The sequence below is a fragment of the Myxococcus sp. AM010 genome, assembly GCF_013372585.1.
Classification (GTDB): Bacteria; Myxococcota; Myxococcia; order Myxococcales; family Myxococcaceae; genus Myxococcus; species Myxococcus vastator.
In genome coordinates this window covers 14,279-38,514 of record NZ_JABXEO010000027.1, presented here as the reverse complement: position 1 = coordinate 38,514, position 24,236 = coordinate 14,279, and the positions used below count along the sequence as shown (strand labels likewise).

Genomic DNA, 24,236 nt, shown 5'->3' with positions numbered 1-24,236 from the left:
CCTACCCGCGCGTCTTCACGAAATGGTCCATGAAGGCGACCAGCGTGCGCACATTCTCCACGCTCACCGCGTTGTACATGGAAACGCGGATTCCTCCGGCCGTCCGGTGCCCCTTGAGGCCCACCATTCCTTGCTGCTTCGCGTCAGCAACGAAGGCCGCCTCCAGCGCCTCCGTGGGCAACTGGAAGACAGCGTTCATCACTGAACGGGACTCACGCTCCACCGGCGCGCGGTAGAAGTCCGGGTGCCGGTCCACGGCCCCGTAGAGCAGCGCCGCTTTTTCCCGGTTCCACTGCTCCAGCCGCGGCAGACCGCCGACGGAGTCGATCCACTCCAGCACGTTGCGCACCAGGTAGACGGCGAAGGACGGCGGCGTGTTGTAGAGCGAGTTGTTCTCCGCGTGCGTCGAGTAGCGGAAGATCTTCGGGATGTCCTTGCGCCCGCTGGCGAGGTAGTCCTTGTCGGCAATCACCACCGTCACGCCCGACGGGCCCAGGTTCTTCTGCGCGCCGGCGTAGATGAAGCGGAAGGGGCGCACGTCGAACTTCCTCCAGAGGAAGTCCGAGCTCATGTCGGCCACCAGCGGAACGCTTCCCACCTCCGGGAAGTCGTGCCACTGCGTGCCGAAGATGGTGTTGTTGCTCGTCAGGTGGACGTAGGCTGCCTTCGGGTCCAGCCGCAGCTCGTCCTGGCGCGGAATGCGTGTGTAGCGCTTGTCGGGCCGCACCGTGCTGGCGGCCATCCTCGGGGCGCCGTAGTACTTCGCCTCGTCGAAGGCCTTCTCGCTCCACACCCCCGTCATGAGGTAGTCCGCGCTGGCGCCGGACGGCAGGAAGTTCATGGGCACCTGCGCGAACTGATGGGAGGCGCTCCCCGCCATGAAGAGAATCTGGTGGGTAGGGGGAACCTCCAGGAGCCGGGCCATCAGGGAGAGCGTCGCCTCGTGCACCGCCATGTATTCCGGGCTCCGGTGACTGTGCTCCATCACCGACATTCCGGACCCCTGGAAGTCGAGCAGCTCGTCGCGGGCACGCTCGAGCGCCGGAAGCGGGAGGCTCGCCGGGCCAGGATTGAAGTTGATGACGCGCATGAAAGTGTCCTTTAGGGAGATGAACAGCCGTGGGGGCATTCTTCTCCCCACCGCCCCCCTGAGTGCCAGCGGGAAGAAGCCCGCCCGCCTGCCCGCTGGGGGACGACATGGCAGCGGCCGGCTCTGTGGCCGGCGGGCGTTCACGAGGGTCAGGAGGACAGGTGGGTGCGTCGGAGGGACTGACGGAGTGGGTGCGGCGGGCATCGCAAGGGCAGGCGGCTGCCTACAGCGAGCTCTACCGTCGCACCCGTCCCCTGGTGACGCGGCTGGTAGGCGGCTTCTCCCAGCTGGACGCGGATGAGGTGGAGGACGTCATCCAGGAGACCTTCGTCCGGGCGTTCCGGGGGCTCCCCCGGCTGAAGGAGCCGGGGGCCTTCGAGTCATGGCTGCTGTCCATTGCCCGGAACCGGGCCAGGACGCGGCTGGAGCGGAAGTCCAGCACCCGGCGGCTGGAGGAGGACGTGGCGGACCCGGAGCCGGAGGCGGTCCCCCACCTCCCCGAGGCGCTGCAACTGGAGCGTGACATCGAGGTGGTGCGGCGGCTCATCGCGGAGCTGCCCGAGGGCGAGGAGAAGCGGACGGTGCACCTCTTCTACGTGGAGGGTGAGCTGTCCGCGCGGGAGATCGCGGAGAAGCTGGGCGTGGGAAAAAGCGCGGTGACGATGCGGCTGGAGCGGTTCCGGTCTCGAATCAAGCGCGAGCTGCTGCGGCGAGTCCTCGCCGGCCGGTGGGAGTGAGGGTTCATGAAACACCTGGACGACGGCGCGCTGAGCGCCCTTTCCCGCCGAGAGCCCGAGGCCGTGGCGTACTTCGCCGGACACCTGGCGCACCCGTGCGAGACGTGCGAGGCGTTCCTCGCCACGCACCCGGGCCCGGGCCTGCTCGACGGGCATGTGGACGCGCTGCTGCTGGGGCTCGCGCCGCCCGGCGCGTCCGCCCCGCCCCTGGATGAAGTGGGCCTGGCGCGCGTGCGCCGCGCGCTGCGAGCGCATCGGCCCGCGGCCGGGCGCTGGGGCATGGTCGCAGGAGGGCTCGCCGCGTGCCTGCTGGCGGTGGTGTTGCTGCCCCGCATGCGGGCGGAGGCCCCCTCCAGCCAGGGAGGCACCGCGGCGGAATGGACGGGTGAGAAGGGGCGCCTGGCGCGCATCGCCCTGGAGCTGTCGGTGGTGGCACGCGACAGCGAGGGAGGCTTGCGGCGCCTGGACCCGGGCAGCCCGGTGAAGGATTCGGAGGTGTTGCTCCTGCGCTACCACGCCACCGAGGCGGGCACCGCCCTGCTCTTCGAGCAACGGCAGGGCGAGGCGCCGGCGCTGCTGGGCCGCTTCCCCCTGGTCGCGGGCACGCATGACCTGCAGGGGCCGCAGGGGCTCGCGGGCGTGAGCCTCGCGGGCGAGACCGGCCCGGTGACGCTGTGGCTGGTGGGCTCCGCCGGTTCGCCACCCGAGGCCGCGGCGGTCGGTGAAATGTTGGAGGGACGAAGGGGGGCGGGCTCCCAGGACCCGCTGGCCATCATCCGGTTCGACGTGAGCGTGAGAAGCAGCCAGAATCGTCCCTGAACGGTTCCACGTGAGGCGCCTCCTTCCCATCCTGCTGGCCTGTCTGGCCGCGTGCGCGACGCCCTCCTCCTCCGGAGAGAAGGGCGGGCTGGTGCCGCTGAAGCTCGATGAAGCGTCGCTGTCCAGCGCCTACAAGCCACGCCGGATGGCCCTGCTGGTGGGCATCGCCTCGTTCGACGATCCGCGCTGGAAGGGGCTGCGCTACACCGGCAAGGACGCTCGTGATCTCGGCGCCGCGCTGGAGGACCCCGCGCGCGGCGGGTTCGACCAGGTGCGCGTGCTCACCCGCCGCGAGGAGACGACCCGCGAGGCCATCCTCGGGGCGCTCCGGCAGCTCAAGAAGGAGGCGAACCGGCCCGACGACGTGGTGGTCGTCTACTTCTCCGCGCACGGAACGCTGGCGCGCGACGCGAAGGGCGAGCTGCGCCGCTACCTGGTCACCCGCGACGCGGCCTACCGGGACATTCCCCAGACGGCGCTGAGCATGGACGCGCTGAAGGCGGAGTTCGACGGGCTGGCCAGCCGGCGCCGCATGCTGGTGCTGGCCACCTGCCACAGCGGCAGCGGCAAGTCGTTGCTGCCCAAGGAACTGAAGGCGGAGCTGGAGGGCATCAAGTCCAGCTTCTACGCCCGGCCGCTGGAGGAGTCGTCGCGCGCGTCCATGGTGTTCGCCGCCTGCGACTGGGGCGAGACGGCGCGCGAGGACGAGAGCCTGCGCAACGACATCTACACCCACTTCCTCATCGACGGCTTGAGCGGCGCGGCGGACCGCAATGGTGACGGCGCCGTCACGGCCACCGAGGCGCATGACCATGCACGCCGCCGCACCTTCGCCTTCACCGAGGGGCGGCAGCGGCCGTCGGCGGAAATCCTGGAGGTGGGCGCGGACCCCGTGGTGCTCTCCGGCAGCATCACCCGGACGGGCCGCCCCGAGCTGTTCTCCTACAACCCGCGCCTGGATGGCTTCACGCTCAAGGTGGACGGCGAGGCGCGGACGGACCTGCCCGGCGGCGCGGCGGTGACGCCCGGCAAGCGGACGGTGGAGCTGACCAAGGGCGACGCTGTCCTCATGCGCCGTGACGTGGAGGTGGGCCAGGGGGACCGTCTGCCCCTGGAGCGCCTGCTGGCGGAGGCCTTCCCGCGGCGCTCGCTGTCGCTGCTGGGCGGCGTGTTCAGCTTCGCGGATGCCCGCAGCCGCACCGAGCTGCTGCCCATGTCCCCCGAAGTCGCCCTGTCACTGCGGCTGGAGGACCGGCCGCTCCAGGATTTCGGACTGCTCTTCGACGTGGCCTTCAGCACCGGCAACCGGGCCCTGCGGCTGACGCCGGGCAGCGAGGTGCCCTTCCGCTACACCACCGTCTCCGCGGGCGCGGCCCTCCCCTACCTGTGGCGCTGGGAGCGGCTGACGTTGTTCGCGGGGCCGCGTGTGGCCGGCCTGTACCTCAGGCGGTCCTTTGACGTAGAGGCTGCCGCCAACGGGCAGCGGTTCTTCACCGTCAGCCCCGGCGTGGTGGGCGGCATCGTATGGCGGGTGGGTGAGCGGCTGGAGCTGATGTCACAGGCCCAGTTCATGCTGACGTATGTCGTTGTGGATGGGCAGGGGCAGGCCGTGGGTTTCACGGGTGGCTGGGCCGGCGCGGGATATCGTTTTTGATGCGCTCAACATTTCACATCGCTGTGGCCGCGCTCGTGGCCTGCTGCGCCGCGGGCTGCGGCAACCTGGAGAACGCGCCCTTCCGGGTGGGCACCGTGCACGGGCAGCTCACGGAGAGCGACCCGTCGGTGGCCATGGTGTCGCTGGTGGCCCAGCCGGGCGTGAGCAGCCACGTCGACGCGGACGGGCGCTTCACCCTGGAGGACGTCCCCACGGGGCTGGCGGAGCTCTTCATCGTCGCCACGGCCGAAAAGGCCGCCCGCGTCCAGGTGCAGGTGCTGGGAGGCCAGTCCGTCCAGGTGCAGCCGGTGGCGCCCACGCCCGCGGGCTTCCTCGACCTGCGCGTGAGGGCGACCAACGGCTTCCGGCTGTCTGCGGCGGAGGTGTCCGTGGCGGGCACGCCCTTCCAGCGGCTGCTGCTGGACGCGCAGGGGCGGCTGCGCGTGGGGCCGCTTCCGGACGGCTGTTACTCGGTGACGGTGACGGCCCTGGGCTTTGCGGCCACCCAGGTCGAGGACTGCGCGGGCCCTGGCGAGAAGAAGCAGCTCAACGTCGACCTGGAGGTGGACGAGTCGCTCCTCGAGCAGGGCTGCCAGGAGATTGGCTGTGTGGAAGGCCTGGTGTGCGCGCCGAACAAGAAGTGCCTGGAGTGCTTCGGCAACTCGCACTGCGGCGCGGGCCTGACGTGCAGGGGCAACCGCTGCGAGGGCCCCGGCCCACTGTGCGCGCCCTGCACGGGCGACTGGCAATGCGCCGCGGGGACGCAATGCGAGGTGCTGCCCGAAGCAAGCGCCGCGTGCGTGGCCCTGTGTGGCGGCGACGATGATGACGACTGCCCCCCCACGACCCAGGCCCTGCCGGCCGACGATTGCTCGGCGCGATGCGCGCCGGGCTTCACCTGCCAGTCCGGACGGTGCCTGCCGGATGCCGCGAACTTCGCGGGCTGCCATGCCCTGCGGCGGCTGGACGCGCCCTGCACCGACGACGCGAGCTGCCACGAGCTGGGGCTGCCCGGAGGGCGCTGCGTCAGCGGAGCCTGCACGGTGCCCTGCGCGACGGACCGCGACTGCCCGGGCAGCCGGCGGTGCGTGGCTTCATCGGAGGGCCCCGTCTGCCAGCCCGGAACGTGACACCGTGGCGCGCCAGGGACCGCGCTACGTGGGCACGGCGCCAGGCCTGGTGACGTCCCCCTGGCACTGAGCGCCCGGACAGCGCGGGCCCTTCATTCCCCGCCGCCGTCAGCCGGGAGGAGCACCAGGCCGTCGCGGCCGAAGCGCGTCACCGTTGCTCGCAGGTCGGATTCCGCCATGCCCGTGGCCGCCACCACGTCCGACAGGGCCAGCCCTTCCACCGCCATCTTCAGCACCAGCAGCGCCGGTGGCGTGGCGGCCATGTAGAGCGTCTTCAACTGCTCCGGGTGGCGCCACAGCAGCGCCAGCTCCGCGCCCGCCTCCGGTGACACCGCGGAGCCTCGAGCCCGCACGTACGCACACACGTGGAAGTCGTGCTCCAGCACCACCAGGGTGGGGTTGGCCGTCAGCCGCTCCACGCGCTCGGGAACAGGCTCCAGGGACGCGAACACCGCGAAGTCGGTCCACTCGAAGCGGGCCAGTGCGGGCACGAAGGGCGCCAATCCTCGCGAGGCCGCCGCGTCCGCGAGGAACTCGGGGAAGCCCTCACACAGGTGGTTGAGCTCATGGTGCCGCGCGGGCCGCGTCCGCGTGAAGGCCACCACCAGTCCGTCCCAGGCGTCCTGCCCCAGGGCCTGGCGCGTCAGCGGGAACACCTTGTCCAGTGCGGAGCGCACGTGGCCGCGCACGAAGCCGCCGTAGAGCGACACCCGCTCACGCGGCGCCTCCCACCCCGGGTGCCTCGCGTACAGCGCGGCCAGGGCCTCCGGGCCGGGCTCGGCGAGGTAGGCCCCCATGCTGTCGAAGAAGTCGCGCAGGGACGGCTTCATCGTCCGGCGACCTCTCGCAGCGCCGACCGCGCCACGTCCGCCTCGTCCAACACCGCGTCCAGGGAGGGAATGTCCTGGTCCCACTCGATGAGCGTCGCCACGGGGCCGGTGCGCGCCAGCACGTAGCGGTAGAGCGACCACACGTCGTCGCAGACGCGGTCGCCATGCGTGTCGACGATGACGTCCGGGTAGCACGTGTGGCCGGCCAGGTGAATCTGCACCACGCGCTCCAGCGGCAGGGCGTCCACGAAGGCCCGCGCGTCGTAGCCATGGTTGCGCGCGTTGACGTAGACGTTGTTCACGTCCAGCAGCAGCCCACAGTCCGCCTGCTCCACGACGTGGCGGAGGAAGTCCGCTTCGCGCAGCGTGCCGCCGGGCATCCGCGCGTAGTAGCTCGGGTTCTCCAGCAGGAAGGGACGGCCCACCCGGTCCATCACCTCGCGCACGCGGGGCACCACGTGGTCGACGGCGGCCTCGCTGAACGGCAGCGGCAGCAAGTCGTGCAGGTACACGCCGTCCAGCCGCGAAAAGCAGAGGTGGTCGGAGAAGAAGGGCGCCTCCACCCGCGCCACCAGCGCCGCCAGTCCCCGGACGTAGTCGTCGTCCAGCGCGTCCGGACCGCCGATGTTCAACCCCACGCCGTGGGGCAACACGGGCCACCGCTCCGCGCATGCGTCCAGCGCGCGCTGCGAGCGCCCACCCAGCGACAGGAAGTTCTCCGGGATGAGTTCCACCCAGTCGAGCGTCCGTCCGATGCGCGGCAGCTCCGCATAGAAGCTCCTGCGCAGCCCGATGCCCGCGCCCAGCGGCCTCAGCCCATGTCGCTGTGCGTACGTCACCACGGCGGAAGCCCTCTCGAGGCGTGGGAAACAACCCGGGCGGCGGTGGAGCTGCTCAGCCGCCCGGCGACGAGGGCCCGGGTTTCACCAGGCCCCCTGGGACTGCGGTCCGGCGGAACTACTCCTTCTTCTCGCCGCCGCAGGAGCCAGCGCCGCACGAGCCGGCGCCACAGCTACCCTCGGCGCCCTTCTCCTCGGTCGCGGCCGGAGCGGCCTCCTGCGCCTCCGTGGCACCGCTGCTCTCCGCGCCGGTCTCCTCGGCGGTGGCGGGCTCCATCTCCGCCGACTTCTTGGTCGCACAACCCGTGGCCAGCGCGGCCAGGGACAGGGTGCCGACAACCGCTGCAAGCGCCTTGACGTTCATGACTGAGACTTCCTTTCGGTACTGCGTGGGGGGTGCTGTGTGGAGGTCGCGGGTGCATTCAGGGTGTTTCGCCGTGGCTGCGCCGACCGACCACCGAATCACGCAACAGACTGTCTCGGGCGGGTACCAGCGAGACGCCGTTGGGTCCTTCCTGGACACCCAGCGCTTCTAGCAGACCGGCCTGCTCCGCAAAAGCGGGCCGCGGCAAGTGCCGCTCCAGCAGAGCATTGAACAGCGGCTGTCCCGCGACGGCATCCACCGCGGCACCAAAAGCCCCGAAGGTCGAGGAACTGCCGCGCGCCGCGAGCAACTCCAGCACGTCATCCAGCCCTTGCGTGTTTCCAGTGATACGGCGCAATTCCACATCCAGATGCAACGCGAAGAGCGCTCCCGTCCAATAGACAGCGAGTGAGAAGCGATCTTGAGACACGGCCTCCCGCATGGTTCGCGTGTCATTGCCCTCGCGCCCCCGAGCGAAGCCGCCCAGCAGTTCCTCCCAGGCGCGCCGCGAGTCCTGCCGTCCGGAGCGCGCACGCGCGACCTCCGTGTAGTAGGTGGCCAGTCCCTCCGACAGCCAGGACACGCGGGGCACGAAGACAGGATGGGTCAGGTGCAGCATCTCGTGGACGGCCACCCAGTCCCGCGCGAAGTCCTCCGGCCGCGCCTCCTGTCCCACGCTGATGGAGATGCTGGGCGGCGAGCTCCAGCGCACCATGCCGAAGACGCTGGGCCCCCGGTGCCCGGGCGCGGGGATGACCCGCACGGTGATGCGGGGATGCGGGAAGGCGCGCCGCACGGTGCGGACCTCCTCGGCGGCCTTGCCCAGCCAGGTGCAGACCGCCTCGTCGCGCAGGTGCGTGAAGTGCCCCAGGATGGCCACGTCCAGCACCGCGTCCGGCAGGCGCACCTGGCACCGGCGGCCTCCGAAGCCGTGGAAGCCCGAGTCCACCAGGTCCTCGCCGCGCAGCCGGTACACGCCATTTTCTCCCGGCTGCCACGGCAGCAATGCGTCGGTGCCCACCAGCGACAGCTCCACGCGCAGCCCCGGCTTCACCACCCGCGGCCGGATGAGGTACACGCGGCCCGCGACGTGCCGCGCATCGCCGTCCCCGGAGCCCTGGAAGAAGTCGGGGCCGCGCTCGCGAAGGGAGGCGTCCAGCGCGTAGCGGTAGCGCAAGAAGCGCGTCCCCCGCGGCAGCAGGACGCGGCCCTCCTGGACGGGCAACCGCTGGACGCCACCATCCTCCCGGTGCGCGGACACGGTCGTCACGGCGCCCGGCTGGCTGAAGAGGAACTCGCGCGGCGTGCCCCGCACCAGCACCACCTCCACGTCCACCGCGTGCTCGGGCTCACGCACGTAGGTGAGGTTGTAGCGCAGCGCCGCCGCATCCGCCCCAGGGTGGGGGCGCAGCGGCGCCTGACACGACAGCAGCGACAGACCAAGCAGGATGACGGCGGCGATTCGGGCCCGCATGCGCGGCGGCGCCCTCCTCCCCCTTCGCGGCCATCCATGCCCACCATCCATACGCGGCGAAGGTTCGCCTATCACGCGCCGGAGGTGAATCGTTCCCCGGCAGCAGGCGCCCCGCTCCGCCCCCCACCGTCGATCTGAAACCGAGCCCCGGGCGCTCCTTGTAAATCGGCGCTTCTTCCTTTGCCGAAACGTGACCCGAGCCCTGCCGCAACGCATCAGTAAATGCTTGACAAGGCGCTGCGGAGGAGGCGGCGGCAGGCTCCCCGCACGCCTCGGAGTTCAGCAATTTCAATAGGTTGAGCACACCAAAAGCCCCAGCTCCGACCGCAGTCCAGCCGGGCCGTCGCCAGGCCGACAGGGGACCTCCCGGATGAAAACGATCATTGCAAATCGGTAAATCGATTTGCAGAGTGGGTAAAGAGCCCGAGGCGCGCGCGGCCATTCGCGATCGCCTGGGGCATCAACGCATCCGGCCATGAACGACAACGCACTGAACGCCAACGTGGGCCTGAAGCTTCGGGGACTGCGCCTTGCACGGAACATCAAGCAGGCGGACGCAGCCAAGGACCTGGGCGTTTCCCCGGCGTACCTGAACCTCATCGAGAAGGGCAAGCGGGTGATGCCCTTCCCCCTGCTCTGGAAGGCCCTGCGCTACTTCGACCAGGACCCCGAGCAGTTCATGTCCACGCTGGGCGAAGGCCGCGTGGACGAAGCGCTCGCGAAGCTGCTGGACGAGCCGCTCCTCAAGAGCCTCGACATCGACCCGGAGTCGCTCCAGTCCCTCTCCGCGGAGCCGAAGCTCGCGGGCACGGTGGCGGCGCTCTTCAACCTCTACAAGAACACCCGCACGCAGTTGGAGAACGTGCTGGCGCAGCTCAACGTCGAGGAGCGCACGCGCGCCCAGGGCGGACTGGGCAACGGCGCCTCGCCCGGCGTGCGCTTCGACTACTCGCCCTTCGACGAGGTCAGCGACTTCCTGGAGAAGCACCGCAACTACTTCCCGGAGCTGGAGGAGCAGGCGGACGCGCTGCGCCGCGACGTGCGCCTGGAGCGGCAGCTCACCAGCGGCCAGCTCATCCGGCTGCTGGAGGAGCGCTTCGGCTACCGCGTCCTCTTCGACGACCCGTCCCCGTCCGGCTCGTCCGTGGTGCGGCGGTTGGACCCGGAGGAGCGGACGCTGACGCTGTCGCCCTTCCTCACCGAACAGCCGCTGAAGTTCCAGATTGCCGCGTCCATTGGCCTGCTGGTGATGGACCGCGAGAAGCTGATGGAGCGCGTGCTGGACGCGGGCCGCATGCGCCACGGGGAGACGCAGCGGCTCATCAAGGTGAACCTGGCCAACTACTTCGCCGGCGCGCTGATGCTGCCCTACGGGGACTTCTTCAAGGAGGTGCAGCGCACGCGCTACGACGTGGAGCTCCTGTCCAGCATCTTCGGCTCCACCTACGAGACGGTGGCCCACCGCCTGTGCAACCTGTCGGACCCGAAGCGGCCCGGGATTCCGTTCCACTTCCTGCGCGCGGACATCGCCGGCAACATCTCCAAGCGCTACAGCGGCACCGGCATCCGCTTCGCCAGCGGCGGCGGAAGCTGCGCCAAGTGGGCCGTGCACCTGGCGTTCCTCAACCCGTCCCAGCTGACGCGGCAGTACTCCATCATGCCGGACGGCACCGCCTACTTCTGCTTCGCCAAGGTGCAGCTCCAGCCGATCGAGGGCTCCATCGTCAAGGGCACCGCGTACTCCATTGGCCTGGGCACCCACGCGGAGAACGCCAAGTACCTGGCCTACGGCCTGCCCACGACGGACCTGCGCAAGGACGCCATTCCGTCCGGCATCTCCTGCCGCTTCTGCGAGCGCACCGACTGCAACCAGCGCGCGGCGGCCAGCTACCGCTTCGCCTTCGCCTTCGACGAGTACACGAAGAAGGACTGCTTCTTCTCCCCCATCCTCGTCCACGAGAAGGCCGAAAAGGCGGAGAAGGACCGGCACCCGGGCGCCCAGTCCCTGGCCGTGGCCGCCAACGGGACTGACGGGAGCGAGAAGGACGATTCGTTGGACAAGACCTCCCGCCGCCGCAAGGGTGGCGACGCCTGAGGCCCCAAATGCACCACCCGCCCGAAGACACCCAACGCACCCACATCCTCGACGCCATCCAGAAGCAGAAGAACGCGCTGGCGCCGCTGCGCATCACCGGCTCGCCCACCGAGGTGGGCCAGGGCCTGGTGACCCTGGCCGAGCTGCACGGCCTGCTGGAGGACCACGCCGCCAGCCGGCAGCTCTACGAAGAGGCGCTCGAGAAGTTCCTGGAGGCGAAGTACAAGCCCGGCCAGGCGCAGGCCCTGATGGGGCTGGGCGTGGTGAAGGCGAACTTCGAGGACCACCGGGGCGCCATCGAGCAGATTGCCCGCGCCGCCATGCTCTTCAACGAGTCCAAGGACCGCGAGGGCGAGGCCCTGGCCCGCGCCTGCATCGGTGAGTCCCTGCGCTCGCTGGGCCAGCCGGAGGCCGCCGAGGAGAAGTACCAGGAGGCGCTCATCCTCCTGCGCCAGACGCGCAACACGGAGCGGGTGGCGCGGCTGCTCATCGACATTGGCGACATCCGCATGGAGAAGGGCGAGTACGAGCCCGCCCGCAAGCGCTTCCTGGAGGCCGTGCCGCTGCTGGAGCAGGGAGAGGACCCGGAGGCGCTCGCGCTGGGCCACCTGCTGCTGGGCGAGTCCGAGGGACTGCTCGGCAACCACGAGGGCGCGCGCCCGCACCTGCTCCGCGCGGTGGAGCTGTACCAGGAGCTGCACGACCACGCGTACGAGGCCCGCGCCCGCTGGGACCTGGGCCTGTCCTGCTACTACCAGCAGGACTTCGCGGCGGCCCGCAAGCAGTTCGAGACGCTGCTTCCGCTCTACCAGGAGCTGGGGCAGCCGGGCGACGTGGCCAAGGTCCAGAACATCCTGGCCCACTTCACCGCGCGCGGCGTGTGAGCGCTCTTCCCTGACACCGGGGAGAGCGCCGTCACACGCGCGCTCCTCTAGGCTTGGATGCCGGCGCCCACGGCGACCGCGAGCAGCCCCAGCACGCCCGCGGCCATCGCCATGTAGCGCCACTCACCCCGCAGGCCCAGCAGCGTGCCCGCTACCGCGAGCCGCGCCACGGGCGTCACCAACAGCAGGGACGCGGCGCCCTTTCGCAATAAGTCGATGGCGACATGCACGCGCTCGGATTGGGGCATGACCTCCAGCCCCAGCGACACGACGAACATCCCGCCGCTGACCACCGCGCCGACGCGCAGCACCCGCGCAATCCACCGGTCGCCCACCACCGCGCGCTCACGGTGATGATGTTGCACCTGCTCCGCCGCCTCCGCGTCCGGTTGCGTCAGCGACGCGGCCCCTCCCGTGACTGCCACGTTGTGCGAAACGGCGGGATGCTCCGCCGCCACCGCCGACGCGGAAGCGCGTGCCGCTCGCGCCTCCTCGGGTTCACTCACTTCAGGATGCTCGGCCACAATCCCTCCCCTCCCTTCCACAGCATCTGTCCCGCGACCACCAGCAACACCACCGCGAACAAACGCTTGAGCACCGCCGTGGGCACCCTCGGCATCAGCCGACTGCCCACATATGCGCCTCCCAGGACACCCACCACCAGCGGCGACACCAGCGCCAGTTTCAGATGCCCCCTCAACGCGTACGCGGCAACGCTCGCGGCGCCGGTGACGCCAATCATCAGGTTGCTCGTCGCGCTGGCCACCTTGAACGGCACGTGCATGCCGTACGCCATCAACGGCACCTTGAGCGGCCCTCCGCCCACCCCCAACAGCGAGGACAGGCCACCGGCCACGAAGGAGCCGGAGATGCCCAGCGGGTAGTTGGTGGGCGCGTAGTCGTCCAGCGCGGCGGGCTCCTGGTGCGGCGAGCGCAGCAGCAACATCTGCAGCGCCACGTAGAGCGTGAAGAGCCCGAACACCACCGCCACCATCGCCGGCGCCACCATGGCCGCCACCAGGCCGCCAGCGATGGCGCCCATCACCGTGGCCAGCTCCAGCGACAGCCCCAGGCGGATGTCACTCAGGTGCTTGTGCACATAGCCCGCGGCGGCGGAGCACGAGCTGGCCACCACGCACATGAGGCTCGCGGGGATGGCCTGCTCCAGCGGAATGTCGAACCCCAGCACCAGCGCGGGCACCAGGACGATTCCGCCTCCGATGCCGAGCATCGCACCCAAGGTACCCGCGAGCGCGCCCACCGCGATGAGGAGTAGGACCGTCATTCCTCTTCGAGGATAGGAGCGGCCTCGCGCTTCGGACAGCGCCATTCCCCGGGAGCGCATGGCTCGCCAGGACGCCTGCTCCGCGGGTGTCACGCCGCCCGTGCGCCCAGCGTCCCTTCGGGGAAGGCCTCCAGGAAGCGGGCGCGCGTACGGGGCGTGAAGGTGCCCCTCGCCATGTAGCCGTGCAACCGACGCAGCACGCCACGCGCCGTCTCCAGCGCGCCTTCCACCTCCGCGGCGAAGTCGAAGGTGTCGTTGCGGTACAGCTCCTGGAACGACAGCCGCGCATAGGCCGGCAACGCGCGCGCCCGGCCCATGGGGCTTGAGAGGAAGAGACCTGAGACGTACAGGCCGCGCACCCAGCCATCCACCTCCGACTTGCCAGGCGCCTGGCCCACACGCTCCTGTGAGGACAAACGAACCAGCTCATAGAGCCCGCCGCCAATGCCCCGCCACGGGAAGCCCGGGCTCTTCACCACCTGACACTTCTCCCGCAGCCGCGGCGTGCCCAGCAGCTCCATGCCGTGCAGCTCACGCAGGTAGAAGAGCGTCTGCGCCCATTCGATGTCGCGGTGCGCCTCCAGGGCGCGCTCACCCCGGCGACGATGTCGCACCACCAGCCTGTCCACCACCGGATACAGCCGACGGTCCACGCACAGGTGCGTGAAGTAGCCCGCGAGCACCGCGAGGCCCGGCTCGGTGCCCACCAGCGCGCCGGAGGCCACCAGCTCCGCCATCTTCAGCCCGAAGCCCACGGGAGCGCGCTCGTGGTACAGCCGCGCGAAGTGCGGCAGCTCCCGTTCGGGCAGGAAGGCGGCGAGCCCGCCGCGGAGGCCTTGGCACAACGGGAGGTCTGGCAGCGCCGCGCCGAAGCGCGCGTACGGCAGGTCCTCTGACAACGCACGCACCCAATCCGCCGGCAGCTCACCCGGGTTGGCGGCCATCCGTTCAATGGCGGTCAGATGCATCAGCAGCGTGGGCATTCCCCACACTGCTACCCAGTGCAACGAAGCAATGCAATGCTCGAATGAAATCCAACGCTTTGCGTGTAACAAGGCGGGCGTTACAGTCCGCGCCCTTTGCAAAAGCCCCAGCCTTTCCACCGTTCAGGAGTTTCACGGCCCATGAACTTCAGCTTCGTCTCCGGCGATGCCACGCGGACGAGCGGCGACCTGCTCGTCATTCCCCTCTTCGAGGGTGAGCTGGGAGACAGCGCCCCGTCCTCCCTCTCCTCGGCGGATGGCGCCCTGGAGGGGCGCCTGCGCGGCGCCGCCACCCAGGAAGGCTTCAAGGCACGCGCGGACCAGAGCCTGGTGATGCACACCCTGGGGCGCACGTCGTCCGAGCGCGTGCTGCTGCTGGGCCTGGGCAACCGCGCCCGCTTCCATCCGGAGGTGCTGCGGCTGGCCGCCGGCCGCGCCGCGAAGACGGCGCAGCGGCTCAAGGTCACCTCGGTGGCGTTCGCCCTGCCGGCCACCGAGTCCGCGCAGGACGCGGTGCGCGCCGTGGTGGAAGGCGTGGCGCTGGGCGTCTACCGCTTCGACAAGTACAAGTCCTCCGCGCGCGAGGAGAAGAAGGGCGCCGCGAAGCTGGGCAAGGTGTCCCTGGTGCTCCCCGAGGGCACGGAGCGCACGCGCGAGCTGGATGACGCGCTGACGCTGGCACAGCGCGTCGCGGAGGCGACCAACTGGGCCCGAGACCTCGTCAACGAGCCGCCCAACGCGGTGACGCCCACGGTGCTGGCAGAGGCCGCGCGTCAGGCCGCGAAGGAAGGCGGGCTGAAGGTCACCATCGGCAACCGCCGCGACATCGAGAAGCTCGACATGGGCATGTTCCTCGGCGTCACCGCGGGGAGCACCGAGGAGCCGCGCCTCATCCACCTGACGTACACGCCCAAGAACGCGCGCGACGCCAAGCAGCCGCCGCTGGCGCTGGTGGGCAAGGCCATCACCTTCGACTCGGGCGGCCTGTCGCTCAAGCCGACGGACGGCATGGTGGACATGAAGACGGATATGGCGGGCTCGGCCGCGGTGCTGGGCGCCATGAAGGTCATCGCCGCGCTCAAGCCGCCCTTCCCCGTGCATGCGTTCATCGGCGCGTGCGAGAACATGCCGGCAGGCAATGCCTACAAGCCGGGTGACATCCTCACCTCGCGCCTGGGCAAGACGGTGGAGGTCACCAACACGGACGCGGAGGGCCGCCTGGTGCTGGGCGACATCCTGACGTGGGCCACCGAGCACCAGCCGGCCGCCATCATCGACCTGGCCACGCTCACGGGCGCCTGCGTCGTCGCGCTGGGCAACTACATCGTCGGCGCCTTCGGCGACCACGAGGAGACGGTGGCGCAGGTGCTCCAGGCCGCGCGCGCCGCGGGCGAGGAGATGTGGCGCATGCCCATCAGCGACATGCAGAAGGACGCCCTGCGCTCCGAGGTCGCCGACATGAAGAACTCCGGCGAGCGCTGGGCCGGCGCCATCAACGCCGCCATCTTCCTCCGCGAGTTCGTGGCCGACACGCCGTGGGTGCACCTGGACATCGCCGGCCCGTCCAGCAGCCCCAAGGAGCGCGGCTACCTGAGCAAGGGCGGCACCGGCGTGGGCGTGCGCACCCTGGTGGAGTACGTCCGCCTGCGCGCGCAGGAGCAGGACACCGCGCCCGTTGAAGCGGCGCCCGCGCCCAAGGCCAGCAAGGCCAAGCCGGCCCGGAAGCGCGCGAAGTAGCGCGGCCTCCCCGCCAGAGGGCGTCCCGGAGGAAGGGGCGCCCTCAGCGCTGGGGCACCTTCCACGCCGTCGCCGGCCCCGCCAGCGGGCGGACGCCCTGGATGAGCGCATCCACGCTCTGGGGCACGTCCGCCGCGGCCTGCGCCGGCCAGGTGGCCAGCATCATCAACACGCGCCCGGGGATGCCTTCACGCACGGCCACCTTGCCGTGCACGCCATCCCCCACCTGGAAGTCGAAGCCCACCGCGGTGTCCGACAGCGCGATGGGCGCCGGGTCCGTGGTGGTGAAGCCCGGGTGCTGACGGAGCCCTTCGGTGAGCCGCTCCGCGAACTGCGTGGGCGAGGCCACCGCGGGCGCCACCTGCAACACCACCTGCGCCCCGGAGACGTTGTGGCGGAGGATGACGGGAATGGCGAGCCCCTCCGGCGTGCGCTCGTTCGTCTCGTCCAGCTGCCAGTCCGCCGTGGGCCGGATGATTTCGAAGCCCAAATCTTCGTCCACGTAGCGGCGCGTCGTCGAGCGGCGGTCCTCGCTCGCGGCCTCCACGGACGGGGCGGGCCCGGAGCCGCCGGTGCCCTCGTGTGTCACCGCCTGGCGAGCGCCGCTGCAGGCCGTCGTCAGCGCCAGGAGTCCCCACACCCACTTCCGCATCGCGCCCATGCCCGCTCCCCGCCCCAAACGCCGTGACGGCGAACGTGGACACGGGCGGCCCCCTAGGCCAGCCCTCCCTGGAGCGTGCGGTAGGTGTTGGACAGCCGCTCCGCCACCTCCGCGGGCAGGACGTTGCGCGCTGAAAACAACGCATAGGACACGAAGGCGTCCAGGGCCTCCAACGTGAGGGCCCGGCCCACCGCCTCGCCTCCCGAGGCGAGGTTGGCCCTCAGCCGCGCCACGTCCACGCGCCCGTCCGCCGCCAGCGTCACCCCGGCGTACGCGTCCTCCAGCCCCTGCGGCGGCGCGTCCAGGAAGCCGCGCAGCAGGTCCGTGGCCTCCCCGGCGTCGCCCAGGGCCCGGTGCACCAGGGACAACAGCAGGTTGTAGCGCTCCTCGGCGGAGAGCAGCTCCCAGGCCATGCCCTCCACGGCGGGCGCCTGCGGCGGCGGCGGCGCGGGGTGGACGGCCACGTTGCCGCCGCGCACGGCCTCTTCCAGCCAGGTGTAGAAGGCGTGCGGGCCGCCCTCGTAGGACGCGCGCAGGCCGGCCAGCGGCAGCCCGTCCGCCAGCCGGGCGAACAGCCGCTCTTCACCCGGCAGCGGCCCTTCAGGGCCCAGCGTGGCGCGCATGTCGTCCGGGAAGCGGCGGCGCAGGCGCGACACCAGCTCCGCCCGCTTGATTCCGGTGAGGACCAGGTCCCGCGTGCGCTCGGGCAGCTTCACCACGTCCGCCATGGGCGCGGGGCCCTCGACGAAGACGAAGCCGCCGTCCTCCAACTCGAAGAGGCTGAGCACCACCTCACGCACCACGTACGTCATGGCGCTGTACAGGTTGGCCTCGGAGACGAGCCCTTCGGACGTGAGCACCTGGCCGATGCGGCGCGACGGCGTCACGCGCGACAGGGCCTGCGTCAGCTGCGCCTGCGTCAGCAGGCCCAGGCGGAGCAGCGCCGCGCCCAGCCGCTCCCAGCGCTCCGTGGAGGTGGCGAACACCACCTGTCCGTCCCGGAAGGACACCGTGCGGCGGCCCGTGGCGTGCTGCACCGCCAGCAGGCCGCTGCGGATGCCAGACAGGACGTGGGCGAAGACCTCCTCCACCGACAGGGTGCGCAGGCTGCCGGCGAGGAAGCCAGCGAAGCCGGGCGGCTCCTGGAGGAGCACCATCCCCTCCGGCCCGTGGAACCAGGCCTGGAGGGGACGGGCGGGGGACAACCCCTGGGCGAGCGGCCGCTCCAGGTCGAGCGATGCCGCATCACCCGCGAGGCGGGGCGTGGCTTTGGGTCGTGTCGCCACTGCCCACCTCTCCGACTGCCGGGGACTACTTCTTCGGCGCGTTCAGCTCCGCGTCGATGATGCTCTTGAACTCCTCGAAGGGCTGCGCGCCGGACAGCATGATGCCGTTGATGAAGAAGGCCGGGGTGCCGGACACGCCCGCCTGCTTGCCCTCGGCCAGGTCCTTCTGGACGATGGCGGCCTTCTCGCCCGAGTCCAGGCAGGCGTTGAACTTCTCCGTGTCCAGCTTCAGGTCGGCGGCGTGCTTCTTCAGCGCGTCCACGCTCAGCGCCTGCTGGTTGGCGAAGAGCTGGTCGTGCATCTCCCAGAACTTGCCCTGGTCCTGCGCGCACAGCGTGGCCTCGGAGGCCTTCGGCGCCTCCTTGTGGAAGTCGAGCGGGAAGTGGCGGAACACGATGCGGACCTTGTCGCCGTACTCCTGCTGCACCTGCGCCAGCGCCGGGTTGGCGCGGCTGCAGAACGGGCACTGGAAGTCGCTGAACTCGACGATGGTGACGGGCGCGCCCTCCGGGCCACCCTTGGCGGCGCCCGTGGCGGCCACCTGCTTGCGGACGACGGGGGCCTTCGGCGGCTCCGGCAGCGTCAGCTTGACGTTGGCGGACTTGCGCAGCTCCTCGAAGAGGGCCTGCGCGCGCTCCTGCTTCGGCTGCTGCGTCAGGAACTCCACGATCTGCGGCTTCATCTGCTCGAAGGTGGAGCCCTCCGGCAGCTGACCGGCGGCGCCGTCGTAGACTTCCTTGATGCGCTCGTCGGTGGGCGCGGGGACCTTGTCGTCAATCTCCGCCTTCAGGTACGCCTCTTGGGTGAGGCCGCGCTTCTTGGCCTCGGCGTCCACGAGCTTCTCCGTCACCATGCCGTCCAGGCCACGCTTCAGGAGCTGCGACTTCTGCTTCTCCAGGTTGGCCAGCGGCTCCTGGAGGCGCTCGTTGAGCTCCTTGTAGGTGATCTTCTGCCCGTCGCCGAACGTCGCGACGACAGTGTCGGGCGCGGGCTCGCCCGCGGCCTGCTGCGCCGCGGGAGCGGTGGCCGGCGCCTTCTCCTTGTTACAGCCGGCGGTGAAGGTGGCCGCCAGGAACGCGGCGAGGATGACGCGGGTGGGACGGTTGAGCATAGCCCGCCCACTTAGCCGAGCCTTCCCGGACCTGCAAGTTAATGACGTCAGGCGACCAGCGGCTCGAAGTCCAGCGCGCCGGCCAGTCCGGAGAAGCCCAATCCCATGCCCTCCAGCTCACGGCGGCGGGCGGGAACGATGTCGTAGCAGCTCGGGTCGGCCATCACCTTGCGCACCAGCTTGTGGTTGAGCGCGTGGCCCGTCTTGTACGCCGTCATGTGGCCGATGACGGGCCGGCCGAACAGCGACACGTCGCCGATGGCGTCCAGAATCTTGTGGCGAACGAACTCGTCCGGGAAGCGCAGCCCGTCCGGGTTGAGGATGGAGACCTCGTCCACGACGATGGCGTTCTCCAGCGAACCGCCCCGGGCCAGGCCCAGCTGCTTCAGCTTCTCCACGTCCCGCAGGAAGCCGAAGGTGCGCGCGCGGGAAATCTCACGCGCGAAGTCCCGGTCGCCGAAGTCCAGGTCGAAGGACTGGCCCTGGATGACGGGGTGCTCGAAGTCGATGGTGCAGCTGATGCGGAAGTGCCGGGCCGGCGTGAGCGAGGCCTGCTTGTCGCCGTCCACCACCGACACCGCCTTGCGGATGACCAGCAGCTCCTTGGGCGCCTCCTGCTCCCGCACGCCCGCGCCCTGGATGAGCGCCGCGAAGGGCGCCGCGCTGCCGTCCATGATGGGGACTTCCGGACCGTCCAGCTCCACCCGGAGGTTGTCGATGCCCATGCCGGCCAGCGCCGCCATCAGGTGCTCCACCGTGCCCACGCGGACCCCGTCACGGCCCAGCGTCGTGGCCAGCGAGGTGTCCACCACGTACTCCGCCAGCGCGGGGATGCTCACCGGGCGGGCGAGGTCCGTGCGCACGAAGACGATGCCATGCCCCGGGGGCGCCGGGCGCAGGGTGAGCGTCACCCGGGCACCCGAGTGGAGTCCCACGCCCTGCAGGGAGGCGATCTTCGAGAGAGTGCGCTGGTTGTAGGAGGACGGTCGCATTGTGGGTGTCGCCTCGTGGCTTCTCGGTGCTGCGGAGCTTCCGCTCCAGTCCCGCCGGAGGGCTGGAAACGTTCATCAGTGGTCTGATGTGACGCGCGAATCGAGCAATCAGCATGCCACTTCTCCGTGACATGCCTGGCAGCGCCGCGGGCCTGGAATTCAGCTCCAACCCCTTGGAGTTGCTCGGCTTTTTCGCGTGCCTTCAGGGGCACCGGTTCCGGCCTGGCGCCCCTCCCCCCGTGGCGGATTGCTGATTCCCTCCTGAACCGCGACACCGATGTCCGGGATTTGTCATCCCCGTCCTTGGCATCCCCGCGCCCTGCCCCCTCCTCGTCAACCCGTGTCTTCCATGCAACACGGGCGCGTCCATAGCGCAAGGAACTCAACGACGCAAACACTCGCAGTGACAATGCCCCATACACAGGGCCCGTCATGCGGGGTGGCCAGTAGCACCACGACAGGGCTGTATCAGCGTGCGGGGGTGGTGAGGAACCTGTCCCGAAGGGCCTCTGCGTCCGGCCGATCAAAGCCCCGGCCCTGGAGGTGGGTGCGGCGGCTGACGGCGTGGAAGGTGGACTCCAGCGTCTGGATGAAGCGCCGCAGGTCCTCGCCGAGCCGGGCGCGGATGCCAGGCCCCTCTGGCGGCCAGGGCAGCTCCACCAGCAGCGAGGTGAAGCGGTCGAAGGCGTCGTAGTCGCCGTAGCGCAGCAGCTGGTAGCCGCCGTCGTGGAAGTAGCCCAGGAAGTCCTTGAGGGCGTCCAGCGCGCGCTCGGCGGCGGGGACGTCCTCGGCGCGCAGGTGGGACTCCGCGGCGCGGCACAGCTGGGCGTACACCCACAGGTCCTTGCGCAGGCGCAGCGCCGCCTCCTGGGGGCTCATCAGCTCGTCGAAGACGCCGTCGGCCAGGCCCCCGTTGGGCGCGAGCGCCTCCACCAGCGCCACCACCTGCGCGCGCAGCACCGCCGTGAAGGCGGACGCGGCGCGCAGCGGGGCTTCCGCGTCGCGGTCCAGGTTGACCAGCACGTCGCGGGCCACGCGCTCCGTCTCCCGGGCGATGTCACGGGCGGCGCGCAGCGTGGCGGCCTGCAGGGACTTGGAGCCGGCCTTCGGAGACAGCTCCGAGTGCATCCACGACGCCAGCGCGGTGGCCTCGCTGCGCACCAGCGCCAGCAGCACGCGCACGCGGCGGGAGAAGGGCGGCTGCTCCTCCGCGTCCACGTAGGCCAGGTAGTGCAGCAGCCGGAAGAGGCCCAGGAAGGCGGTGGTGAAGGCGGTGCGCTGCTCCTCCTGGAGGGTGACCAGCGTGTCCAGCAGCCGCACCGAGCGGAGCCGGTCGTATTCGACGCGGAACTCCAGCGGGCGGAAGGGACGGAAGTAGCGGTTGAGGACGATCTCCCGCAGGGACAGCTTGCCCACGTCCTGGAACAGGCCGAGGTTCGCCGCCGGCAGCTTGAGCAGGTGGTCCAGCAGGTTCTTCAGCGCGTCGAAGGCCTCGCGCAGCACGAAGAGGCTTTCGGGCGGCGTCTCCTGGTCCAGCTGCTCTTCAATGAGCGCGCGCCGGACGCGGTCGTCCGCCAGCTGGGTCTCCACGTACTTGCGGAAGACCATCTTCTGGTCGCTGTCCGGGTCCTGCAGGTGGCGCGCGACGCGGATGGCGCGGTCCATGGCGTCGCGCACGTCCGCCAGCTCCTCGCGGAAGTCACGCGTGACGAGCGGCCTGTCGCGCGCGTCCACCACCGTGTTGAGGTTGAGGTAGCGCTCCACCGCGCGCAGCAGCATCTCGAACTCGAACAGCAGCTCCTCCCGCCCCTCCACGGGCACGCCCCGCAGCCAGCGCTCGCGTTCGGCGAGGAAGCCGGCGCGCGACGTCTGGGAGGCGCGCATCAGGTCGGCGTAGAAGTCGCGGGGGACGTGGGGCGACGAGGAAGGCGTGTCCTGGCTCATGGCATCTCAGAAGAGGCTGCCCTGGGGCGTGGGCGGTGGTTGCTTCTTGAAATACTGGTACGCGCGATGCGTGGCCATCCGGCCCCGCGGCGTGCGCTGGAGGAAGCCTTCCTGCATCAGGAAGGGCTCGTACACGTCTTCAATGGTATCGCGCTGCTCGCCCACGCTGGCGGCGATGGTCTCCACGCCCACCGGGCCGCCGCCGAACTTGTCGAGGATGGTCAGCAGGATCTTGCGGTCCATGGAGTCCAGGCCGCTGGCGTCCACCCCGAGCCTGTCCAGCGACTTCTGCGCCAGCTCCAGGGTGATTCTGCCATTGCCTTCGACCTCCGCGAAGTCACGCAGCCGGCGCAGCAGCCGGTTGGTGATGCGCGGCGTGCCCCGCGAGCGGCTGGCCACCTCGCGGGCGGCGTCCTTGTCCAGGGGAATGCCCAGGATGCGCGCGGAGCGGTGGAGGATGCTCTCCAGCGCCTTGGCGTCGTAGTACTCCAGCCGCTCCTGAATCTGGAAGCGGTCGCGCAGCGGCGAGGTGAGCAGGCCGGTGCGCGTGGTGGCGCCAATCAACGTGAAGGGCGGCAAATCAATCTTCATCGCCCGGGCGGCGGGCCCGGTGTCGATGGTGATGTCCAGCCGGAAGTCCTCCATGGCCGGGTAGAGGTATTCCTCCACGGCGGCGTTGAGGCGGTGGATTTCATCGATGAAGAGCACGTCGCGCGCGTCGAGGTTGGTGAGCAGGCCCGCCAGGTCTCCCTTGCGCTCCAGGGCGGGGCCGCTGGTGACGTGGATTCCCACGCCCAGCTCGTTCGCGATGATGTGCGCCAGCGACGTCTTGCCCAGGCCCGGCGGGCCGGAGAACAGGCAGTGGTCCAGGGCCTCGCCCCGGCTGCGCGCGGCCTGCACGTAGACCTTGAGCTTCTCGACGACGGGCCCCTGGCCCACGTACTCGTCGAACGAGCGCGGACGCAGGGAGGCCTCGAGCCGGACGTCCTCGGGCAGGACGTCTTCCGAGAGTGTGTCGGACTTCCTCGCCATGACCATCCGGACCCTATACAGGAAGGCCGCGCGTGTCGCCGCACATCTGGCGGCGATACACTCCGTGGGCCGCCGGGCCCGCCAGCCAGGCGGGCGCGGACAGGGGAAGGTGGGCCCCGCTCCCGACGTTCCTGGCACAGCCTCCGCCGACACTCCGAGGCGATTGAAGTGCGCCTGCCGTGTGCGAGAGTCGAGTCTGGAGACCGCATGAACCCGAGCCCCGCGTTTCGTCCCCTCCCATCCCTGGCCGGTGCGCGCGCCGAACCCGTGCCCGGGCTCCGGCTCCAGAAGCTCCGCCGGGCCGCGCTGGATGCGCGGGAGGCCTTCGTGAAGGAAGGCCCGGTGGCCGCGGTGGCCACCTGCGACCTCGTCACCTTCCCCTACCCCGCCCCGTTCGCCTTCAGCGGCGCGGCGGCGTCTCCGGCGCCCTACGTCATGCTGACGAACCGGATGCAGGTGGTGCAGTTCGTGGACCGGGAGGGCGCGCGGCGCACGCTGCTGTTCAACCCGTCCGACTACGAGCGCGGCGTCTCCGCCCCCTTCTACCGCGCGCTGCGCGAGCGCTACGGCGCCTTCGTCTCCGACAAGGTGATGTCCACGCGGCACGGCTCGGTGCAGAGCCACCTGGCCGCGCTGGGCCTCACTCCGGCGGACGTGGACTACCTGGCCTTCGACCACCTCCACATCCAGGACCTGCGCGGCTGGCTGGGCGGTGACGGCATGCCCGCGTACTTCCCCCGGGCACGCCTGCTGGTGCAGCGCGCCGAATGGGAGGTGGCCCTGGAGCCGCACCCCATGCAGGCGGTGTGGCTCGTGCCGGGCGGCGCCGACATCCCGCGCGAGCGCGTGGTGCTGCTGGACGGCGACGTGTGGCTGGGCCAGGGCGCGGCGCTGCTCAGCACGCCCGGCCACACGCGCGGCAACATGTCGCTGGCGGTGGCCACCTCGCGCGAGGTGTTCGTCACCAGCGAGAATGGCGTGGCCACGGAGAGCTACACGCCGCTGCAGTCCGCCATCCCCGGCGTGCGCCGCTTCGCCGAGCACATGGGCTGGGAGGTCGTCCTCAACGGCAACACGCGCGAGGACTCCCTGGACCAATACTCCTCCATGGTGGTGGAGAAGCTGTTCGCGGGCACGTCCTCCGTGGAGGGCGCGTTCATCAACTTCCACCCGTCCTCGCAGCTCACCGCGCACGTCATGGCGCCTGGCTTGTCGCCCACCATCGTCCTGCCCGCGCCCAACTTCGGCGACGTGCGGCCCACCCCCGCGTCACGGCGGGCCGCGTAGCG

22 protein-coding genes are annotated in these 24,236 nt (G+C 70.4%); 8 read left to right on the top strand and 14 right to left on the bottom strand.

The genetic code is table 11. The annotated features are described in order from the left end of the window. Position 1: 1 nt before the first annotated feature. Positions 2-1,090 (bottom strand): 3-phosphoserine/phosphohydroxythreonine transaminase, encoded by a 1,089-nt coding sequence (serC, locus tag HV826_RS15145; RefSeq protein ID WP_176417719.1) that lies wholly within the window; start codon positions 1,088-1,090, stop codon positions 2-4. A gap of 161 nt (positions 1,091-1,251) precedes the next feature. Between serC and HV826_RS15140 the strand changes: the two genes are divergently transcribed. The 4 genes from HV826_RS15140 to HV826_RS15125 are packed head-to-tail and all read left to right on the top strand — an operon-like array spanning position 1,252 to position 5,430. Further along, positions 1,252-1,827, top strand: a complete 576-nt coding sequence (locus tag HV826_RS15140) for a sigma-70 family RNA polymerase sigma factor (protein WP_176417718.1) — start codon at positions 1,252-1,254, stop codon at positions 1,825-1,827. A 6-nt stretch (positions 1,828-1,833) separates the two neighbouring features. Continuing rightward, on the top strand, positions 1,834-2,646 hold the full coding sequence (locus HV826_RS15135; protein ID WP_176417717.1) for a hypothetical protein: 813 nt from the start codon (positions 1,834-1,836) through the stop codon (positions 2,644-2,646). A 10-nt stretch (positions 2,647-2,656) separates the two neighbouring features. Next, positions 2,657-4,300, top strand: coding sequence for a caspase family protein (locus tag HV826_RS15130; RefSeq protein ID WP_176417716.1), 1,644 nt, complete (start codon positions 2,657-2,659; stop codon positions 4,298-4,300). After that, positions 4,300-5,430, top strand: coding sequence for a carboxypeptidase-like regulatory domain-containing protein (locus HV826_RS15125; protein WP_176417715.1), 1,131 nt, complete (start codon positions 4,300-4,302; stop codon positions 5,428-5,430). Before HV826_RS15130 ends, HV826_RS15125 begins: the two co-directional genes overlap by 1 nt. A gap of 92 nt (positions 5,431-5,522) precedes the next feature. Here HV826_RS15125 and HV826_RS15120 read toward each other — a convergent pair whose 3' ends face one another. From HV826_RS15120 to HV826_RS15105, 4 genes are all read right to left on the bottom strand, one after another. After that, entirely contained in the window at positions 5,523-6,260 is a 738-nt protein-coding gene (locus HV826_RS15120; RefSeq protein WP_176417714.1) for a DUF2063 domain-containing protein, read from the bottom strand. Next, on the bottom strand, positions 6,257-7,102 hold the full coding sequence (locus tag HV826_RS15115) for a DUF692 domain-containing protein (RefSeq protein WP_176417713.1): 846 nt from the start codon (positions 7,100-7,102) through the stop codon (positions 6,257-6,259). The genes HV826_RS15120 and HV826_RS15115 overlap by 4 nt, the downstream gene beginning before the upstream one ends. A gap of 115 nt (positions 7,103-7,217) precedes the next feature. Next, the gene (locus tag HV826_RS15110) at positions 7,218-7,463 is read right to left on the bottom strand and encodes a hypothetical protein (protein WP_176417712.1); all 246 of its coding nucleotides are present in this window, start codon (positions 7,461-7,463) and stop codon (positions 7,218-7,220) included. Between the two features lie 58 nt (positions 7,464-7,521). Next, a complete protein-coding gene (locus HV826_RS15105; RefSeq protein WP_255207781.1) occupies positions 7,522-8,937 on the bottom strand; it encodes a hypothetical protein in 1,416 nt (471 codons plus the stop codon). A 475-nt stretch (positions 8,938-9,412) separates the two neighbouring features. Here HV826_RS15105 and HV826_RS15100 point away from each other — a divergent pair, with 475 nt between their 5' ends. Next, positions 9,413-11,032, top strand: coding sequence for a short-chain fatty acyl-CoA regulator family protein (locus HV826_RS15100; RefSeq protein ID WP_176417710.1), 1,620 nt, complete (start codon positions 9,413-9,415; stop codon positions 11,030-11,032). Between the two features lie 8 nt (positions 11,033-11,040). Next, a complete protein-coding gene (locus tag HV826_RS15095; RefSeq protein WP_176417709.1) occupies positions 11,041-11,916 on the top strand; it encodes a tetratricopeptide repeat protein in 876 nt (291 codons plus the stop codon). 47 nt (positions 11,917-11,963) lie between these two features. On the opposite strand, the gene HV826_RS15090 is transcribed toward HV826_RS15095, so the two are convergent. The 3 genes from HV826_RS15090 to HV826_RS15080 all read right to left on the bottom strand — a co-directional run bounded on the left by HV826_RS15090 (position 11,964) and on the right by HV826_RS15080 (position 14,184). Further along, complete coding sequence (locus tag HV826_RS15090; protein WP_176417708.1) at positions 11,964-12,422, bottom strand: hypothetical protein; 459 nt, start codon at positions 12,420-12,422, stop codon at positions 11,964-11,966. Then, entirely contained in the window at positions 12,419-13,201 is a 783-nt protein-coding gene (locus HV826_RS15085) for a sulfite exporter TauE/SafE family protein (protein WP_176417707.1), read from the bottom strand. The genes HV826_RS15090 and HV826_RS15085 overlap by 4 nt, the downstream gene beginning before the upstream one ends. An 89-nt stretch (positions 13,202-13,290) precedes the next feature. Next, positions 13,291-14,184: a zinc dependent phospholipase C family protein gene (locus HV826_RS15080; protein ID WP_176417706.1), complete on the bottom strand. Its 894-nt coding sequence runs from the start codon at positions 14,182-14,184 to the stop codon at positions 13,291-13,293. Between the two features lie 141 nt (positions 14,185-14,325). On the opposite strand from HV826_RS15080, the gene HV826_RS15075 reads away from it, so the two are divergent. Continuing rightward, positions 14,326-15,921 (top strand): leucyl aminopeptidase, encoded by a 1,596-nt coding sequence (locus HV826_RS15075; protein ID WP_176417705.1) that lies wholly within the window; start codon positions 14,326-14,328, stop codon positions 15,919-15,921. Between the two features lie 43 nt (positions 15,922-15,964). On the opposite strand, the gene HV826_RS15070 is transcribed toward HV826_RS15075, so the two are convergent. The 6 genes from HV826_RS15070 to ruvB all read right to left on the bottom strand — a co-directional run bounded on the left by HV826_RS15070 (position 15,965) and on the right by ruvB (position 22,953). Beyond that, the gene (locus HV826_RS15070) at positions 15,965-16,582 is read right to left on the bottom strand and encodes a hypothetical protein (protein WP_176417704.1); all 618 of its coding nucleotides are present in this window, start codon (positions 16,580-16,582) and stop codon (positions 15,965-15,967) included. A 53-nt stretch (positions 16,583-16,635) separates the two neighbouring features. Continuing rightward, on the bottom strand, positions 16,636-17,868 hold the full coding sequence (locus HV826_RS15065) for a DUF4388 domain-containing protein (RefSeq protein WP_176417703.1): 1,233 nt from the start codon (positions 17,866-17,868) through the stop codon (positions 16,636-16,638). Between the two features lie 25 nt (positions 17,869-17,893). Further along, a complete protein-coding gene (locus HV826_RS15060; protein ID WP_176417702.1) occupies positions 17,894-18,979 on the bottom strand; it encodes a thioredoxin domain-containing protein in 1,086 nt (361 codons plus the stop codon). A gap of 47 nt (positions 18,980-19,026) precedes the next feature. Then, positions 19,027-19,971: a UDP-3-O-acyl-N-acetylglucosamine deacetylase gene (lpxC, locus tag HV826_RS15055; protein ID WP_176417701.1), complete on the bottom strand. Its 945-nt coding sequence runs from the start codon at positions 19,969-19,971 to the stop codon at positions 19,027-19,029. Between the two features lie 468 nt (positions 19,972-20,439). Continuing rightward, positions 20,440-21,915 carry a hypothetical protein gene (locus HV826_RS15050; protein WP_176417700.1) on the bottom strand — a complete coding sequence of 492 codons (1,476 nt, stop codon included), beginning with the start codon at positions 21,913-21,915 and terminating at the stop codon, positions 20,440-20,442. Between the two features lie 6 nt (positions 21,916-21,921). Beyond that, positions 21,922-22,953 (bottom strand): Holliday junction branch migration DNA helicase RuvB, encoded by a 1,032-nt coding sequence (gene ruvB / locus HV826_RS15045; RefSeq protein WP_176417699.1) that lies wholly within the window; start codon positions 22,951-22,953, stop codon positions 21,922-21,924. A 201-nt stretch (positions 22,954-23,154) separates the two neighbouring features. Here ruvB and HV826_RS15040 point away from each other — a divergent pair, with 201 nt between their 5' ends. Further along, entirely contained in the window at positions 23,155-24,234 is a 1,080-nt protein-coding gene (locus HV826_RS15040; protein ID WP_176417698.1) for a hypothetical protein, read from the top strand. The last annotated feature ends 2 nt before the right edge of the window (positions 24,235-24,236 follow it).

What these genes read in the sequence shown, in the direction of transcription:
- serC (WP_176417719.1), bottom strand. Translation starts at nt 1,090, where the DNA reads ATGCGCGTCATCAACTTCAATCCTGGCCCGGCGAGCCTCCCGCTTCCG.
- HV826_RS15135 (WP_176417717.1), top strand. Translation starts at nt 1,834, where the DNA reads ATGAAACACCTGGACGACGGCGCGCTGAGCGCCCTTTCCCGCCGAGAG.
- HV826_RS15125 (WP_176417715.1), top strand. Translation starts at nt 4,300, where the DNA reads ATGCGCTCAACATTTCACATCGCTGTGGCCGCGCTCGTGGCCTGCTGC.
- HV826_RS15120 (WP_176417714.1), bottom strand. Translation starts at nt 6,260, where the DNA reads ATGAAGCCGTCCCTGCGCGACTTCTTCGACAGCATGGGGGCCTACCTC.
- HV826_RS15110 (WP_176417712.1), bottom strand. Translation starts at nt 7,463, where the DNA reads ATGAACGTCAAGGCGCTTGCAGCGGTTGTCGGCACCCTGTCCCTGGCC.
- HV826_RS15105 (WP_255207781.1), bottom strand. Translation starts at nt 8,937, where the DNA reads ATGCGGGCCCGAATCGCCGCCGTCATCCTGCTTGGTCTGTCGCTGCTG.
- HV826_RS15100 (WP_176417710.1), top strand. Translation starts at nt 9,413, where the DNA reads ATGAACGACAACGCACTGAACGCCAACGTGGGCCTGAAGCTTCGGGGA.
- HV826_RS15095 (WP_176417709.1), top strand. Translation starts at nt 11,041, where the DNA reads ATGCACCACCCGCCCGAAGACACCCAACGCACCCACATCCTCGACGCC.
- HV826_RS15085 (WP_176417707.1), bottom strand. Translation starts at nt 13,201, where the DNA reads ATGACGGTCCTACTCCTCATCGCGGTGGGCGCGCTCGCGGGTACCTTG.
- HV826_RS15080 (WP_176417706.1), bottom strand. Translation starts at nt 14,184, where the DNA reads ATGCCCACGCTGCTGATGCATCTGACCGCCATTGAACGGATGGCCGCC.
- HV826_RS15075 (WP_176417705.1), top strand. Translation starts at nt 14,326, where the DNA reads ATGAACTTCAGCTTCGTCTCCGGCGATGCCACGCGGACGAGCGGCGAC.
- HV826_RS15070 (WP_176417704.1), bottom strand. Translation starts at nt 16,582, where the DNA reads ATGGGCGCGATGCGGAAGTGGGTGTGGGGACTCCTGGCGCTGACGACG.
- HV826_RS15060 (WP_176417702.1), bottom strand. Translation starts at nt 18,979, where the DNA reads ATGCTCAACCGTCCCACCCGCGTCATCCTCGCCGCGTTCCTGGCGGCC.
- lpxC (WP_176417701.1), bottom strand. Translation starts at nt 19,971, where the DNA reads ATGCGACCGTCCTCCTACAACCAGCGCACTCTCTCGAAGATCGCCTCC.
- HV826_RS15050 (WP_176417700.1), bottom strand. Translation starts at nt 21,915, where the DNA reads ATGAGCCAGGACACGCCTTCCTCGTCGCCCCACGTCCCCCGCGACTTC.
- ruvB (WP_176417699.1), bottom strand. Translation starts at nt 22,953, where the DNA reads ATGGTCATGGCGAGGAAGTCCGACACACTCTCGGAAGACGTCCTGCCC.
- HV826_RS15040 (WP_176417698.1), top strand. Translation starts at nt 23,155, where the DNA reads ATGAACCCGAGCCCCGCGTTTCGTCCCCTCCCATCCCTGGCCGGTGCG.